Here is a 14,479-nt window from a genome sequence, read left to right as displayed (position 1 = left end):
AGGCGTCACGCTGCGAAGCGATTCTCCGAGAAGTGTTTCAAGCCGTTTCTCACGGCTAGATCTCCTCTATGGACCGACCCCCGCACGCGGTGCTGTTCGACCGCGACGGCACGTTGATCAAAAATGTGCCCTACAACGGTGACCCGGCACTCGTCGAACCGATGCCCGGCGCCGGCGAGGTGCTGCGCGACCTGCGCGGACACGGAGTTCGCACGGGTGTGGTGAGCAACCAGTCCGGCATCGGCCGGGGTGTGCTCACCCGAGCCCAGGTCGACGCCGTCAACATGCGCGTCGAGGAACTGCTCGGCCGGTTCGGCACTTGGCAAATCTGCCCCCATCTTCCCGAAGACGGGTGTGCGTGCCGCAAACCCGCGCCGGGCCTGGTGCACGCGGCCTGTGCCGCTCTGGGCGTGGCGCCGGAACGCACCGTGGTGGTCGGCGACATCGAAGCCGACCTGGTGGCGGCACATGCTGCGGGAGCGTCCGCCGTCCTGGTGCCGACGGCCGAAACGTTGCCCGAGGAGGTCGGCCGGGCCCGGCACACCGCACCCGACCTGCGCGCGGCGTTGGGGTTGTTGCGGTGAGGACCTTGGTTGCCCGACTCGACAGTGACGGCGACGTCCTGCTGGCCGGCCCTGCGATCCGCGCGGCCGCAGCGGCCGGTGAGGTGGTCCTGCTGTGCGGTCCGGCCGGTGTGCAGGCCGCTGAGCTGCTGCCCGGCGTCGGCCGTGTCCTCGAGTGGGAATGCCCGTGGATCGCCAACCCGGCGCCCGAGGTGCGCGACGTCGACGCCGTGACCGCGTGGTTGCGCGGAATTCGGGCCGACGTGGCATTGGTGCTCACGTCGTTCCACCAGAGCCCGCTGCCGCTCGCGCTGGTGCTGCGGCTCGCCGGTGTTCCGCGGATCGCGGCGCGGTCGATCGACTATCCCGGTTCCCTGCTGGACGTCCGGCTCACGGACGATCCGGACATCCCGGAAGCACAACGGGCATTACAGGTCGCACAGGCCGTGGGATTCGAGCTGCCCGCCGGCGACGACGGGCGTCTCGCTGTCAAGACACCACCCGCGTCCCCGGTGAACGGCCGGTACGTGGTCGTCCACCCCGGCGCGACGGCTCCGTCGCGGACGTGGTCGGAGGACCGCTGGGCCAAGGCGGTCGTCGCGCTGACCGCGGCCGGCCACCGGGTCGTGGTGACCGGCGGGCCGGGCGAGACCGAGCTGACCGGGCACGTCGCCGGGGCGTGCGGGATCGACCTCGGCGGCCGCACGACGTTCCGCGAGCTGGCCGGCGTGCTCGCCGCCGCCGAGGCCGTCGTCGTCGGCAACACCGGGCCCGCGCACCTCGCGGCCGCGGTCGGCACGCCGGTCGTGTCGCTGTTCTCACCGGTCGTCCCGGCCGCGCGGTGGGCGCCGCACGGGCGGCATGTGCTGCTCGGTGACCAGAACGCGCCGTGCCGAGACTCCCGTGCGCGTGACTGTCCTGTTCCCGGACACCCGTGCCTGGATCTGGTCGAACCCGCCCAGGTCGTCACGGCCGTTGCGGAGGTGACGGCGTGAGGATTCTGCTGTGGCACGTCCACGGTTCGTGGACGCACTCGTTCGTCCAGGGCGGGCACGACTACCTGATCCCGGGCCCGCCGGACGGCATCGGACTGGCCGGGCGCCCTTGGCGGGCTGACGAAGTGTGTCTGTCCGAAGTGGACGCTGATGTGATGGTGGCGCAGCACCCGGACCAGGTGGTCAGCGGCCTTCCCGTCATCTACCTGGAGCACAACACGCCCAGCGCGCCCGGACAACGACATCCGATGGCCGACTGGGACGGAACCCTGGTGCACGTCACGCACTTCAACGACCTGATGTGGGACTGCGGGACGACCCGGACGGTCGTGATCGAGCACGGCGTGGTCGACCCGGGCCCGCTCTACACCGGCGAACTGCCGCGCGCGGCGGCCGTGATCAACGACCCGGTGCGGCGTGGCCGCGTGGTCGGCACGGACCTGTTGCCGCGGTTCGAGCCGATCGACGTGTTCGGCATGAAGACCGAGGCGATCGGCGGGCTGGGCGACCACGATCTCCCGACGTTGCATCGGGAACTCGCGCGCCGGCGGGTCTACGTGCACCCGGCGCGCTGGACGTCGCTGGGCCTGTCGCTGATCGAGGCGATGCACCTCGGCATGCCGGTGGTCGCGCTGGCGTGCACGGAGGCGGTGCGCGCCGTGCCGCCCGAAGCGGGCGCGGTGTCGACGGACGTGACCGAACTGGTGCGGGCGGCCGAGGAGCTGATCGCCGACCCGGCACTCGCGCGGGAGAAGGGAAAACGGGCCCGCGAGTTCGCGCTGGCCCGATACGGACTCGATTCGTTCCTGCGTGGCTGGGACGGGTTGCTCACGGAGGTGACGGCATGAGGATCTCGATGGTGTCCGAGCACGCGAGCCCGCTGGCGGGACTGGGCGGCGTCGACGCCGGTGGGCAGAACGTGCATGTGGCTTCGTTGTCAGCCGCCCTGGTGCGCAGACAGCACGAGGTGACCGTCTACACGCGCCGAGATGATCCCGGCCTGCCCGACCGAGTTACCGCCCCGGAGGGCTACGAGGTCGTGCACGTGCCCGCCGGACCCGCTGAACCCCTGCCGAAGGACGAACTGCTGCCGCACATGGGCGAGTTCGCCCAGTTCCTGGCGGGTGAATGGGCGGCGCGGCCGCCGGACGTCGCTCATTCGCACTTCTGGATGTCCGGTCTCGCCTCGGTGCTGGCGGCGCAACGCACCGGCGTCCCGGTCGTGCAGACCTATCACGCGCTGGGCACGGTGAAGCGCCGCTACCAGGGCGACCAGGACACCAGCCCGCGTGACCGCATCGCCATCGAGCGGCTGGTAGGCCGCAAGGCGTCGCTCATCGCGGCCACCTGTGCGGACGAGGTGGAGGAGCTGGGCCGCATGGGGTTGCCGCGGACGCGCATCGCCGTTGTGCCGTGTGGCGTGGATCCCGACCTGTTCCACTCGGTCGGTCCCGTGGCCGCGCGGGGCGCGCGGCATCGCATCGTGTCCGTCGGCAGACTGGTGCCGCGCAAGGGTTTCGCGGATCTCATCGCCGCGCTGCCGTCGTTACCCGGCACCGAACTCGTGATCGCCGGCGGCCCGCCGGACCTCTCGGCCGACCCGGAGGCGGGCCGGTTGGCCGGGCTGGCCGCGGAGTGCGGGGTGCGGGACCGCGTCCACCTGATCGGCCAGGTCGCCCGGCCGGACATGCCCCGGTTGTTGCGCTCGGCCGACGTGGTGGCCTGCGTGCCGTGGTACGAACCGTTCGGCATCGTGCCGCTGGAGGCCATGGCGTGCGGTGTGCCGGTTGTCGCGTCGGCGGTCGGCGGGTTGACCGACACGGTCGTCGACGGGGTGACCGGGTTGCTGACGCCGCCCCGGGACGTGAAACGGCTGGTGCGCAAGCTGCGGAAGCTCCTGACCGACGCGTCGCTGCGGCATGCCTTCGCGGTCGCGGGGGAGGACCGGATCTCCGCCCGGTACACGTGGGCCGAGGTCGCCAAGCGAACCGAGCTGCTCTACGAACGGGTCTGCGCCGAGGAGAACCTGGCGGTGGCGCGATGACGGTCGAAACCCACCTCAATGGCCTCGACCACACCCTTTCCGCACTCCGAGCCCAGGCACCTCGCATCACCCGCTGGGGTGCGACGCTGGCCCGCCGCCTCGTCGATGGCGGCCGGTTGCTCGCCGCGGGCAACGGCGGATCCGCCGCCGAAGCCCAGCACCTGACCGCCGAGCTGGTCGGCCGTTACCGCGACGACCGGGCCCCGTTCGCCGCGATCGCCCTGTGCGCCGAGACCTCCAGCGTCACGGCGATCGCCAACGACTACGGCTACGCCCAGGTGTTCGCGCGCCAGATCGCGGCGCACGCGAGACCCCGCGACGTCGTGATGCTGCTGTCGACGAGCGGCCGCAGCGAGAACCTCCTGAAAGCAGCGCAGGCGGCCCGGCTGGCCGGTGCGCACGTGTGGGCGATGACCGGCCCGCTGCCCAACCCGCTGGCGGACTTGGCCGACGACGTGCTGGCCCTGCCCGGCGAACCGTGCAACGTCCAGGAGGCGCAGCTGGTGGCGGTGCACGCGGTGTGCGAGGCCTTCGAGGCCGCCCTGCCTCTGACGGCGAGGAACGCCTCATGACGAGCCGCGAGTCCTACGTTCCCGCCCCCCGAGTCCTACCTTCGCGCCCCCCGAACGGGTGGAAGCTCGTCGTGGTGGGGGACGCGTTGCTGGATGTCGACGTAGTGGGCACCGCCGACCGGCTCTGCCCGGACGCGCCCGCGCCCGTGCTCGACGTGTCGGCCGAGCACGCCCGGCCCGGCGGCGCGGCCCTGGCGGCGACGATGGCCCGCGGCGACGGCCTGGACGTGACGCTCGTCAGCGCGATCGCCGACGACGCCGACGGCGAACGGATCCGCTCGCTGTTGGCCGATATCCCTGGTGTGTATGGCACTTCCACCGCACCGACCTCGGTGAAGACCCGGCTGCGCTGCGGCGGGACGTCGCTGGCGCGGCTCGACCGCGGTGGCGGCCCTGGGCTGCCCGAGGTGACCGACGAGATGCTCGACGCGGTGCTGTCCGCGGACCTCGTGCTGGCGTCGGACTACGGGCGCGGACTCCTCCGGGACGAGCGGTTGCGCCAGGTGCTGCGCCGGGTGCCGGTGGTGTGGGACCCGCACCCGCGTGGTCCCGCACCGGTGGAAGGTGCGCGTCTGGTCACGCCGAACCGTGCGGAGGCCACGGCGTTCAGCGGCCGGGCCGACCCGTTCGAGGCGGCGGACGAGCTGCTGCGGACGTGGCGGGCGAAAGCGGTCGTGGTGACGCTCGGCGCCGGGGGTGCGTTGCTCCACTGTGGAGGGACGCCGGTGGCCGTGCCCGCGCCCGCGGTGTCCGCGCCGGACCCGTGCGGTGCGGGCGACCGGTTCGCCGTGACGGTGGCGGCCCGCCTGGGTGCGGGTGCCGCGGCCGACGAGGCGGTGGCTGACGCCGTGCGGGCGGCCGCGCGGTTCCTGGCGGACGGTGGCGTGTCGGGGATGCGTGCCGCGCAACAGTCCACTGTGGACGCAGTGCGCGCGCGGGGTGGAACCGTGGTCGCTACCGGAGGTTGTTTCGACGTCCTGCACAGCGGGCACGTCCGCATGCTGCAGGCCGCCCGCGCCCTGGGCGACTGCCTGGTGGTGTGCCTCAACTCCGACGCGTCGGTGCGCCGGTTGAAGGGGCCGAGTCGCCCGGTGAACGGGCAGGCCGACCGCGCGGAGGTGTTGCGCGCCCTGGCGTGCGTGGACGACGTGGTGGTGTTCTGCGAGGACACCCCGCAACGCGTGCTGGGCGAGCTGCGCCCGGACGTGTGGGTGAAGGGCGGTGACTACTCCGCCGAACTGCTGTCCGAGGCGCCGGTGGTGCGCCGCTGGGGTGGCCGGACGGTCGTCGTGCCGTACCACTCCGGCCGTTCGACGACCGAGATCCTGGCGAGGAGGGGCTGATGAGGGTGCTGGTCACCGGGGGTGCGTCCGGGCTGGGGGCGGCCGTGGCCGAGGCGGTGCACGAGGCCGGCGGCACGCCGCTGGTGCTGGACAAGGTGGCGCCGCGGGTGGGGAAGTTCGAGTTGGTCGACCTGGCCGACGGGCGCGCGGCCGAACGCGCGGTGCGAACCCTGGCCGGGGACGGCTTGGACGCCGTGGTGACCGCGGCCGGGATCGACCGGTGCGGAACGCTCGCCGACGTGCCCGCCGAGGAGTGGGAACAGGTCGTGCGGGTGAACCTGCTCGGCACGGCCGCGGTGGTGCGGGCCGCGTTGCCGTTCCTCGACCGCGGACGGGTGGTGACCGTCGCGTCGACCCTCGGGTTGCGTGCCGTGAGCGACGCGACGGCGTACTGCGCCTCGAAGTTCGGCGTCGTCGGCTTCACGCGGGCGCTGGCGGTGGAGACCGCCGGCCGGGTCGGGGTCACGCTCGTGATCCCCGGCGGAATGCGGACGAGTTTCTTCGACGATCGGGCCGAGCAGTACAAGCCGGGTGATACCGCCAAGCTGAATCCGCCGGAACGGGTGGCCGACGCGATCCTGTTCGCGCTGCGCCAGCCCTGGGGCGCCGAGCTCCGCGAACTGGTGGTCGCCCACGCCGAGGAACCCTCCTGGCCGTGAGTGCCGTTAAGGCCACCTTTACTGCGCTCAACGCAGTCAAGGTGGCCTTAACGGCACTTCTGGGTACTCGAAGACCATGAACGACGTGGACGAGCTGTCCATGGAGGACAGCGAAGCGCTGCCCGCCGAACGGCCGCCCGCGATCGTGGTCGCGACCGGCGTCGTGGCCCGCGGAGGCGCGCTGTGGTTACCGGTCGCCGGACTGCTCGCGTGGTTCGGCAAGAAGAAGGCCGCCAGAAGCGGTCTCGTCGCGGGCGCCGTGGCAATGCCGCTCGGCCACCTGCTGAGCCGGGTCGTCGGCCGCCGCCGGCCGCCTGCCGCGGGCATGCCCGCGCGCCGGGCGACGCCCGAGCATCCGCACTCGCCTTCGTTCCCGTCGAAACACGCGGTCGTGGCGGCCGCGTTCGGCACCGCGGTCGCGATGGAGGACCGGCCGGCGGGCGCGTTCGTGACGCCGTTGGTGCTCCTGGTGGCCTACAGCCGCCTGCGGACACGGGTCCACTGGCCCACGGACGTGCTCGGCGGCCTGCTGTTCGGCGCACTGGTCGCCGTGACTGTATCGAGGAGGCGTTGAAGTGATCGGCTACACCCTGATGACCGAACAGGCCGGACCGCGTGAGCTGGTGGAGCACGCGGTGCGCGCGGAGGAGGCCGGCTTCGACTTCGAGGTCATGAGCGACCACTACTTCCCGTGGCTGACCGAGCAGGGGCACTCGCCGAACGCGTGGGCGACGCTCGGCGCGGTGGCGCGGGCGACCGAACGGGTCGGGCTGATGACGTACGTGACGTGCCCGACGATGCGCTACCACCCGACCGTGGTCGCACAGCAGGCCGCGACCGTGCAACTGTTGTCGGACAACAGGTTCACGCTCGGGCTGGGTGCGGGCGAGAACCTCAACGAGCACGTCGTCGGCCGTGGGTGGCCGCCGGTGAACGTCCGGCACGAGATGCTCGGCGAGGCGCTGGAGATCATCGCCCGGCTGTTCGACGGCGGGCACGTCGACTTCGTGGGCACGCACTTCCGGGTCGACTCGGCGAAGCTGTGGGACCTGCCCGAGCACCGGGTGCCCGTCGGCGTCGCGGTGTCGGGTCAGCAGTCGATCGAACTGTTCGCGCCGGCCGCCGACCTGATGATCGCCGTCGAGCCGGATCCCTCGCTGTGCCGGCAGTGGCGGCGCGCGGCACCGGACGCGGACCGGCTCGTCGGCCAGCTGCCGGTGTGCTACGACCGCGACGAGCAGGCCGCGATCACCCGTGCGCACGAGCAGTTCCGCTGGTTCGGTGGCGGCTGGAAGGTCAACGCCGAGCTGCCCGGCCCGGCCGCGTTCGCCGGGGCGAGCCAGTACGTGCGGCCGGAGGACGTGGCGGCGTCCATCCCTTGTGGACCGGACGTGAAGCCGATCGTCGATGGCGTGGAGCGGTTCCTGGACGCCGGGTTCACCGACGTGGCGATCGTGCAGGTCGGTGGCGACCACCAGGAGGAGTTCCTGGCGTTCGCCCAGGAAGAGCTGCTGCCGGCGCTCAGCCCGAGCGATCGCTGACCGAGTGCGCGGCGCCGACCGGCTTGGACTCCGGCGAGCTGTGCTGCCGGAACCACACGCTCAGGATTGCCATGGACGCGATCGCGAGGAACTCGGACTGCCAGTTCTGCAGCGACCGGTTCCAGAAGTCGGGTGAACCCACGTAGCTCAGCCAGCCGACGGGAGACATGAAGTCCTGCAGCTGCTGACTGTTGTAGCTGTACCAGCCGGTGATCGACTGCATCGACCACGAGAACAGGAACAGCAGCAGCATCACCAGGCCGAGCGAGTTCGAGTACAGCCGCGTGCGCCAGCCGCCCACGCGCGCCCAGCGGGGTGAGGAGTCGCTGGCGTACTGTCCGACCTGTTGTTCCTTGTCCGGTTGCGGGCCCGCCTTGTCCGGCGGCTTGGACTCCGGCGACCCGCGCTGGATCAGCCACACGGTCGCCGTGACGTAGAGGAAGAACTGCAGGTACTCGGACTGCCAGTTCTCCGTCACGTCGACCCAGAAGTCCGACGAGACCAGGTACTCGCCGAGGCTCACCTCGTTGAGTCCGGCGGTGAGTTGCCGTTCGTTGAAGTCGGCGTGTCCCACGAAGAACTGGCCGACGAGCGCGCCGAGGAACAGCAGCCCGAACGCGAGCGTCAGGCTGTTCTCCCGCAGGAACTTCTTCACGGCCCACCCACCTCGCACTCGGCCGGTTCGCCCGAGCAACCGGCGCCGGTCACCTTCCAGCCCTCGGAGAAACGGTGCAGGTACACGCGTTTGTCACCCACCGCGGCGACCGCTTCGTCGCCCCAGAGCTGCATTTCGCCGACCGACCCGTCGAGGCGTGGATCGGTGCAGTCACGGGCGGCGCGCGGTGCGACCAGCGCGCAGCTCTGTCCGTTCTGCGCCGCTGAGACATACTTTTCGGCCGCGGCCCGTGCGTCCGGCTCGTCGGCCGACGAACACCCGGCTGCGAGGAGAGCCAGCAGCGCAATCATTCCGACACGCATGACAGTCGTCTACCCGGTCCAGCGACGCGCAAACGTTCAGCCGTGCGCGGCGATGAGCGCCTGCGGCGCGGCTTCCTTGATCCGCGTGCGCAGCCACGCCAGCTGCCGGGCCGTGTCCTGGGTACCGGCGGTGACGGTGTCGAGCAGCTCCTGGTCCCGCAGGCCCTGTGCCGCCTGCCCGACGACCGTCCACGTGATGTCGGTGAACGACGTGAGCGCGTAGAGGTCCTGGAGGTCACGCACCAGTCCGACACCGCCACTGCGCGCCCCGGTGAAACCAGCCTCGAACTCCGCCGCGCGTAGCCGTTCCGGTTCGGACTCGCGGTGCTCGCCGTAGCGTTCGACGATGGGGCCGAGGCGTTCGACCTGCCCGTCGATCCGCCCGGCCAGCACCTGGCAGGTCGTCTTGACGTCGGGCTCCTCGCCGTGCCCGTCGCCTACCGCCCGGAACGCGTCCGCGAGCGTGCGCAACGAGCTGTGCAGCAGTCCGACATACGTCGCGAGATGCACGATCAGCCCTCCCGTTTGGTGATCCGCACCGAGCTGACCTTGAACACCGGCTGCTTGGACACCGGGTCCCAGCGGGTCGCCGTCAGCTCGTTGGCGGCCCGGTCGTGCTCGTCCGAATCGGTGTCCCAGTAGCCGTAGTGGAACGGCAGGAACACCACACCCTGGCGGCACCGTCCAATCCGGACCGAAACCTCGACGGCTCCGCGTTCGGACTCCACGCGGACGACATCCCCCTGTGCGACACCGAGTTCCGCGGCGTCCTCGGCCGACACCTCGACCCATGGCTCGGGTGCCGCGTCCCGCAGCCGCCGCGACCGGCCGGTCTTGGTGCGCGTGTGGAAGTGGTACACGGTCCGCCCGGTCGTGCAGACGAACGGGTACTCCGCGCTCGGCTGCTCCGGTCCGGGCACGTACTCCGCGGCCTTGAGGAACGCCCGGCCGCCCGGCTGCTTCGCCCGGTACTGCTCGGGCGTCGTGGTGGCGCCGGTGAGCAGGTCGTGGCCGTAGTCCTCACAGTAGTCCGGGTCGGTGGGGAACCGATGGTCGCCGTACAGCCGTTCCGTACCCCACGGAATGCCGCTGCCACCACGCAACCGCTCGTAGGACAGGTCGCTGTAGTCGCACGGCCGGCCGCGGCTGCACTCGCGCCACGCGTCGAACGCGCCCTCGGCGTCCTTCCACTTGATCAGCACATCGCCGTCCTTGTCGTGGAAGTCCATGCGCCGCGCGTAGTCGAGGAAGATGTCCAGGTCGCTGCGCGCTTCCCCAGGCGGCTCAACGGCTTGCTCGGACAGGTGCACGGTCCGCGTGGCGTTGGTGAACGTGCCGTGCTTCTCGCCCCACAACGCGGCGGGCAGCACGACGTCGGCCAGCTCGGTCGTCTCGGTGCGGAAGCCGTCCTGCGCGACGACGAACAGGTTCTCCTGCCGCAGGATCGCGCGGACGCGGCTCAGCTCCGGCAGCGACACCGCCGGGTTCGTCCCGGAGATCCAGAGGAACCGGATGGTGCCCTGCTCGGCGTAGCGCCAGATCTGCATCGCGTGCGTCGGCGGCGCCCAGTGCGGGATGGTCAGCGGCTCGACGTTCCACAACCGGGCGAGCTGCTCGATGTGCTGGGGGTTGCTCCAGTTCCGGAACCCCGGCAGGTCGCCGTCCGCGCCCGTCTCCCGCGTGTTCTGCGCGGTCGGCTGGCCGTTCATCTGCAGCACGCCGCGGCCCGGCGACCCGATCATGCCGCGCAGCAGGTGCAGGTTGTTGACCTGGCACGACGCGGCGGTCGCCTGATGTGACTGGTAGAAGCCCTGCAGCACCGTGGACACCACGCGGTCCTTCGTCCCGAAGAGCTCGGCGGCCCGGCGCAGGTCGTTCGCGTCGATGCGGCACACCTCGGCCACGTGCTCGGGCGTGTACGGCTCGACGGTCTGCTTGAGCTCGGCGAAGCCGATCGTGTGCGCCTTGACGTACTCGTGGTCGACCCAGCCCCGCGTGATGAGCTCGCGGACCAGGCCGTTCATCAGCGCCTGGTTGGTGCCCGGCAACGGCGCCAGGTGGACGTCCGCGTGCTGGGCGACCTTGGTCTCGCGTGGGTCGACGGCCACCAGCACCGGGCGGTCCGGCCCTTCGAGCCGGTCCAGCACGCGCGACCACAGCACGGTCTGCGTCTCGGCCATGTTGTGCCCGAACAGGAACAGCGCGTCGCACACGTCGATGTCGGTGTAGGTGCCGGGCTGCCCGTCGGCCCCGAAGGTCTCCTTCAACGCCGCCGCGGCGGTCGCCGTGCACAACCGCGTGTTGCCGTCCATGTGCGGCGTGCCCAGCCCGGCCTTGCCGATGACCGCGAGCGTGTAGTACTCCTCGAGGAACAGCTGGCCGCTGGTGTAGAAGCCGTGCGACAGCGGTCCGACCTCGTTGAGCAGCTCCTTCGACCGCCGCACGACCAGGTCCATCGCCGTGTCCCAGTCGGTTTCGACCAGTTTCCCGTTTTCCCGCACCAACGGCCGGGTCAGCCGGTCTGTATCGCTCCACTGCCACGAGCCGTAGAGGCCTTTCGGCCCGAGCCTGCCCCGGTTGACGACGTCCTCGGCGCGGCCCCTGACACCGACCATGCGGCCGTCCTTGACGGCGACGTCGCACGCGCAGCCGTTGCTGCACAACACGCAGGCCGACTGGACCCACCGGTCCACATCGGACTCCGTCAGTCCCTCTTCGAGATGCTGGTCGACGCGCACCGGCCACGCCGCGCCGGGCGTGTGCGGCGTGCGCGGGCCCCAAATGTCCGCGATGCGATCCACGTGTGGGCGGTACCCGGCGCTTCCCGGTTGAAACGCCGCTGCCCTGGGTACGCACAGCGAGTAGCGGAGTTTCCGAGATACCGGGAGGCGACGACATGCAGCCGTTCCCGTTCAGCCCCTGGATGTGGCGTGACATCTTCGAGGATCGTCCCGACTACGAACGCACCGACGACGAGACCCGTGACCGCCCGGATGTCGGCGTGGTCGGGTACGACGTCGAGGCGACCGACGGTTCGATCGGCTCGATCTCCAGCGACAACGCGAAGGTCCCCAACGACTGCCTGATGGTCGACACGGGCCCGTGGATCTTCGGCCGCAAGGTGGTGCTGCCGGTCGGCACGGTGAACCGCGTCGACCACGAGGCGAAGAAGGTCTACATCGACCGCACGAAGCAGCAGGTGAAGGACGCGCCCGAGTACGAACCGGACGAGAGCTACCGCGACCGTCTGGGCGACTACTACACCGACAGCTACCGAACGTTCCCGCCGATGCTCTAGGAGGACACATGGCGATCGCGTCCCGGATCGACACGGTCCGCGCGGTGGCGACCGTGCTGCTGCCCACCCTCGCGAAAGGCGTCATCGTGCGCCGGCCGCACGTCATGGGCGCGGCCGAGAAGATCCAGGCCGATGCCACGGCCGTCGCCACCATGCGCGCGCTGCGTGAGCGCTACGGCCCGGAGCCGATCCGGCTGCGCATCACCGGCCGCAACATCGCGCTGCTGGTGGACCCGGACGACGTCAGCCGGTTGCTGGCCGAGTCACCGGAGCCGTTCTCGTTGGCCACCAAGGAAAAGAACGCCGCGCTGGAGCACTTCCAGCCGCACGGCGTGATCGTGTCCCGAGGCGCGGTGCGCGAACGCCGGCGTGAGCTCAACGAGCGGGTGCTGCGCCCGTCGAATGTCCCGGTGGAGGAGATCGTGCGGGACGAGGCGGACCTGCTGGTGCGGCATGCGCTGAACACCGGCAGCCTGGACTGGGACGGTTTCGCCCAGGTGTGGTGGCGCATCGCGCGGCGCGTGGTGCTGGGCAACGCCGCCCGCGACGACGAGCAGCTCATCGACGACCTGAAGGCGTTGCGACAGTCCGGGAACTGGGCGTACCTGCATCCCCGCCGCCGTGGCCTGCGGCAGCGGTTCGAACGCCGCCTGCGGCAGCACCTCGAACGCGGTGAGCAGGGCAGCCTGGCCGCGGTAGCGCCACCGGAGGACCTGGAGGGCCAGGTGCCGCACTGGCTGTTCGCGTTCGACGCGGCGGGCATCGTCGCGATGCGGGCACTGGCCATCGGCGGCACGGGCGCGCCCGGCATCCTCGAGTCCGCACGCCTGTGGCCGACCACGCCGATCATCCTGCGCGAGAGCACGGAACACACGAAGTGGCACGGAACCTGGCTGCCCAAGGGCACCACGTTCGTAGTGTTCACGCCGTTCTTCCACCGCGACCCGGACCGCCTGGACTTCGCCGACAGCTATGCGCCGGAGATCTGGGACGGCCCGCGCGACCCCGCGATCGTGCCGTTCAGCGGCGGTCCGGGCGTGTGTCCCGGCCGCGACCTGGTGCTCACCACGGCGGGCACGCTGATCGACATGGTGTCCGAGCACCTGAAGTGGCCCACGTTGTCCGCGCCGCTGCCGAAGACGCTGAACCACTTCGGCCTGCGATTCACGGTCACCCCGGTGGGTACTCGCGTGGCATGACCCAGCTGAGCGCCGTCGTGCTGAACTGCACGCTCAAGAAGTCGCCCGAGCCGTCCAACACCGACGCGCTGGCCCAGGTAGTGATCGACGAGCTGCGGGGTCGTGACGTCGGCGTACGCACCTACCGGCTGGCCGACCTCTCCATCCCGCCCGGTGTGTCGACGGACATGGGCGACGGCGACGACTGGCCGCGAATCCACGACGAGCTCCTGCGCTCCGAGATCCTCGTGGTCGCCACGCCAACCTGGGTCGGCCACCCGTCGTCGATCGCGCAGCGGGTGCTGGAGCGAATGGACGCGATGATCTCCGAGACCGACTCGCAGGACCGGCCGGTCGCCTACAACCGGGTCGCCGGCGTGGTCGTGACCGGCAACGAGGACGGCGCGCACCACGTGATCTCCGAGATCGCCGGCGCTCTCGGCGACATCGGGTACACGATCCCCGGCCAGGCCTGGACGTACTGGAACCGCGGTCCAGGCCCCGGCCCGAGCTTCTCCGAGACCGACGAGGGCCACGACTGGTCGGCCAAGACCGGGCGCGCGATGGCGGCGAACCTGCACGCCACCGCGCTGGCCCTGGCCAAGAACCCGATCTAGAGCACCCACTCACCGGCCGGCTTGTCCAGGACGTCCGTGATCACGATCTTCGTGCCGGGGTCGAGCTTCGCGTCCAGCGCCACCCGTCCCTTGACCGTCTTGCCCTCCAGCAGGTCCGCGGCCTCCAGGTCGTCGGGCGGGGACGCCAGCATCCCGTTGCCCTTCATCTGGTCGATGTCCTTGCCGTCCGGCGTGATCAGGTGGAAGTACAGCGGGTTGACCGGGAACTTGCCCTTCTTGCCCTCGAAGGTCAGCTCCAGGATCACGAACGTGCCGCTCTCCGGCTTGATGTCGATCGGCGGGCCGCCCTTGGTGGCCGTGGTGACCGACTCCAGGGTGATCGCCGCCGAGTAGCCCATCGTCTCGTCGGTGATGGTGAGGGTCTTGCCCATCTTCTTGTCGCCCGCCGGTTCGGCCTTTTTCGTTGAACTGCTGCTGGTGGTGGTGCTTGTGGGAGTGGAGCCCGCTACGGGCTTGCCCTTCTCGGAGCAGGCCGTGGTGGTCAGGATTAGTCCGAGCACGACCGCGCAGGCGCTTACAACACGCACGACAAACCTCTTCTTGAATGCTGATGTCGGGAGAGTTGCATCCTGCCTCGCGCCACCACACGCTCAGCACACGCAACGCGCTCATGCAGGCGCGGCGGCCGCCTGCGTGTGTATGACGGCCACCGCATCGCTCAAATCACTCC

17 protein-coding genes are annotated in these 14,479 nt (G+C 70.6%); 12 read left to right on the top strand and 5 right to left on the bottom strand.

What is annotated here, in order from left to right:
• The first annotated feature begins 68 nt into the window (after positions 1–68).
• From QSK35_RS06625 to QSK35_RS06585, 9 genes are all read left to right on the top strand, one after another.
• Positions 69–584, top strand: coding sequence for a D-glycero-alpha-D-manno-heptose-1,7-bisphosphate 7-phosphatase (locus tag QSK35_RS06625; protein ID WP_352243356.1), 516 nt, complete (start codon positions 69–71; stop codon positions 582–584).
• Positions 581–1,558 (top strand): glycosyltransferase family 9 protein, encoded by a 978-nt coding sequence (locus tag QSK35_RS06620; RefSeq protein ID WP_285743270.1) that lies wholly within the window; start codon positions 581–583, stop codon positions 1,556–1,558. Before QSK35_RS06625 ends, QSK35_RS06620 begins: the two co-directional genes overlap by 4 nt.
• Positions 1,555–2,406, top strand: a complete 852-nt coding sequence (locus tag QSK35_RS06615; RefSeq protein ID WP_285743268.1) for a glycosyltransferase — start codon at positions 1,555–1,557, stop codon at positions 2,404–2,406. The genes QSK35_RS06620 and QSK35_RS06615 overlap by 4 nt, the downstream gene beginning before the upstream one ends.
• Positions 2,403–3,602, top strand: coding sequence for a glycosyltransferase (locus tag QSK35_RS06610; RefSeq protein ID WP_285743266.1), 1,200 nt, complete (start codon positions 2,403–2,405; stop codon positions 3,600–3,602). Before QSK35_RS06615 ends, QSK35_RS06610 begins: the two co-directional genes overlap by 4 nt.
• Positions 3,599–4,174: a D-sedoheptulose-7-phosphate isomerase gene (locus tag QSK35_RS06605; protein ID WP_285743263.1), complete on the top strand. Its 576-nt coding sequence runs from the start codon at positions 3,599–3,601 to the stop codon at positions 4,172–4,174. The genes QSK35_RS06610 and QSK35_RS06605 overlap by 4 nt, the downstream gene beginning before the upstream one ends.
• A gap of 74 nt (positions 4,175–4,248) precedes the next feature.
• A complete protein-coding gene (gene rfaE2, locus QSK35_RS06600; protein WP_285743261.1) occupies positions 4,249–5,517 on the top strand; it encodes a D-glycero-beta-D-manno-heptose 1-phosphate adenylyltransferase in 1,269 nt (422 codons plus the stop codon).
• Complete coding sequence (locus QSK35_RS06595; RefSeq protein WP_285743259.1) at positions 5,517–6,176, top strand: SDR family oxidoreductase; 660 nt, start codon at positions 5,517–5,519, stop codon at positions 6,174–6,176. Before rfaE2 ends, QSK35_RS06595 begins: the two co-directional genes overlap by 1 nt.
• 76 nt (positions 6,177–6,252) lie before the next feature.
• On the top strand, positions 6,253–6,750 hold the full coding sequence (locus QSK35_RS06590; protein WP_285743257.1) for a phosphatase PAP2 family protein: 498 nt from the start codon (positions 6,253–6,255) through the stop codon (positions 6,748–6,750).
• A gap of 19 nt (positions 6,751–6,769) precedes the next feature.
• Positions 6,770–7,717, top strand: a complete 948-nt coding sequence (locus tag QSK35_RS06585) for a TIGR03557 family F420-dependent LLM class oxidoreductase (protein WP_285743611.1) — start codon at positions 6,770–6,772, stop codon at positions 7,715–7,717.
• Here the strand turns inward: QSK35_RS06585 and QSK35_RS06580 are convergent.
• The 4 genes from QSK35_RS06580 to QSK35_RS06565 are packed head-to-tail and all read right to left on the bottom strand — an operon-like array spanning position 7,698 to position 11,496.
• On the bottom strand, positions 7,698–8,372 hold the full coding sequence (locus QSK35_RS06580) for a DUF6766 family protein (RefSeq protein ID WP_285743255.1): 675 nt from the start codon (positions 8,370–8,372) through the stop codon (positions 7,698–7,700). The two genes, QSK35_RS06585 and QSK35_RS06580, sit on opposite strands and share 20 nt — an antisense overlap.
• Positions 8,369–8,683, bottom strand: a complete 315-nt coding sequence (locus QSK35_RS06575) for a hypothetical protein (protein ID WP_285743254.1) — start codon at positions 8,681–8,683, stop codon at positions 8,369–8,371. The genes QSK35_RS06580 and QSK35_RS06575 overlap by 4 nt, the downstream gene beginning before the upstream one ends.
• Positions 8,684–8,731: 48 nt before the next feature.
• The gene (locus tag QSK35_RS06570; protein ID WP_285743252.1) at positions 8,732–9,205 is read right to left on the bottom strand and encodes a hypothetical protein; all 474 of its coding nucleotides are present in this window, start codon (positions 9,203–9,205) and stop codon (positions 8,732–8,734) included.
• Positions 9,206–9,207: 2 nt separating this feature from the next.
• Positions 9,208–11,496, bottom strand: a complete 2,289-nt coding sequence (locus QSK35_RS06565; protein ID WP_285743250.1) for a molybdopterin oxidoreductase family protein — start codon at positions 11,494–11,496, stop codon at positions 9,208–9,210.
• A 95-nt stretch (positions 11,497–11,591) separates the two neighbouring features.
• Between QSK35_RS06565 and QSK35_RS06560 the strand changes: the two genes are divergently transcribed.
• From QSK35_RS06560 to QSK35_RS06550, 3 genes are read left to right on the top strand one after another with little or no spacing between them, the layout of a single operon-like run.
• On the top strand, positions 11,592–11,993 hold the full coding sequence (locus tag QSK35_RS06560) for a PRC-barrel domain containing protein (protein WP_285743249.1): 402 nt from the start codon (positions 11,592–11,594) through the stop codon (positions 11,991–11,993).
• 8 nt (positions 11,994–12,001) lie between these two features.
• Positions 12,002–13,192, top strand: a complete 1,191-nt coding sequence (locus QSK35_RS06555; RefSeq protein ID WP_285743247.1) for a cytochrome P450 — start codon at positions 12,002–12,004, stop codon at positions 13,190–13,192.
• A complete protein-coding gene (locus QSK35_RS06550) occupies positions 13,189–13,788 on the top strand; it encodes a flavodoxin family protein (protein ID WP_285743245.1) in 600 nt (199 codons plus the stop codon). The genes QSK35_RS06555 and QSK35_RS06550 overlap by 4 nt, the downstream gene beginning before the upstream one ends.
• Here the strand turns inward: QSK35_RS06550 and QSK35_RS06545 are convergent.
• Entirely contained in the window at positions 13,785–14,336 is a 552-nt protein-coding gene (locus QSK35_RS06545) for a hypothetical protein (protein ID WP_285743243.1), read from the bottom strand. The genes QSK35_RS06550 and QSK35_RS06545 overlap by 4 nt on opposite strands.
• Between the last annotated feature and the right edge of the window lie 143 nt (positions 14,337–14,479).

Source organism: Lentzea sp. NBRC 105346 (genome assembly GCF_030269605.1).
GTDB lineage: Bacteria > Actinomycetota > Actinomycetes > Mycobacteriales > Pseudonocardiaceae > Lentzea.
The sequence above is the reverse complement of the archived record's forward strand: the minus strand, read 5'-3'. Positions and strand labels throughout refer to the sequence as shown.

Bases quoted from the DNA above. Each gene is read 5' to 3' on its own strand.
- QSK35_RS06575 (WP_285743254.1), bottom strand. From the start codon at position 8,683: ATGATTGCGCTGCTGGCTCTCCTCGCAGCCGGGTGTTCGTCGGCCGAC.
- QSK35_RS06560 (WP_285743249.1), top strand. From the start codon at position 11,592: ATGCAGCCGTTCCCGTTCAGCCCCTGGATGTGGCGTGACATCTTCGAG.
- QSK35_RS06595 (WP_285743259.1), top strand. From the start codon at position 5,517: ATGAGGGTGCTGGTCACCGGGGGTGCGTCCGGGCTGGGGGCGGCCGTG.
- QSK35_RS06610 (WP_285743266.1), top strand. From the start codon at position 2,403: ATGAGGATCTCGATGGTGTCCGAGCACGCGAGCCCGCTGGCGGGACTG.
- QSK35_RS06550 (WP_285743245.1), top strand. From the start codon at position 13,189: ATGACCCAGCTGAGCGCCGTCGTGCTGAACTGCACGCTCAAGAAGTCG.
- QSK35_RS06605 (WP_285743263.1), top strand. From the start codon at position 3,599: ATGACGGTCGAAACCCACCTCAATGGCCTCGACCACACCCTTTCCGCA.
- QSK35_RS06590 (WP_285743257.1), top strand. From the start codon at position 6,253: ATGAACGACGTGGACGAGCTGTCCATGGAGGACAGCGAAGCGCTGCCC.
- QSK35_RS06625 (WP_352243356.1), top strand. From the start codon at position 69: ATGGACCGACCCCCGCACGCGGTGCTGTTCGACCGCGACGGCACGTTG.
- QSK35_RS06585 (WP_285743611.1), top strand. From the start codon at position 6,770: ATGACCGAACAGGCCGGACCGCGTGAGCTGGTGGAGCACGCGGTGCGC.
- QSK35_RS06555 (WP_285743247.1), top strand. From the start codon at position 12,002: ATGGCGATCGCGTCCCGGATCGACACGGTCCGCGCGGTGGCGACCGTG.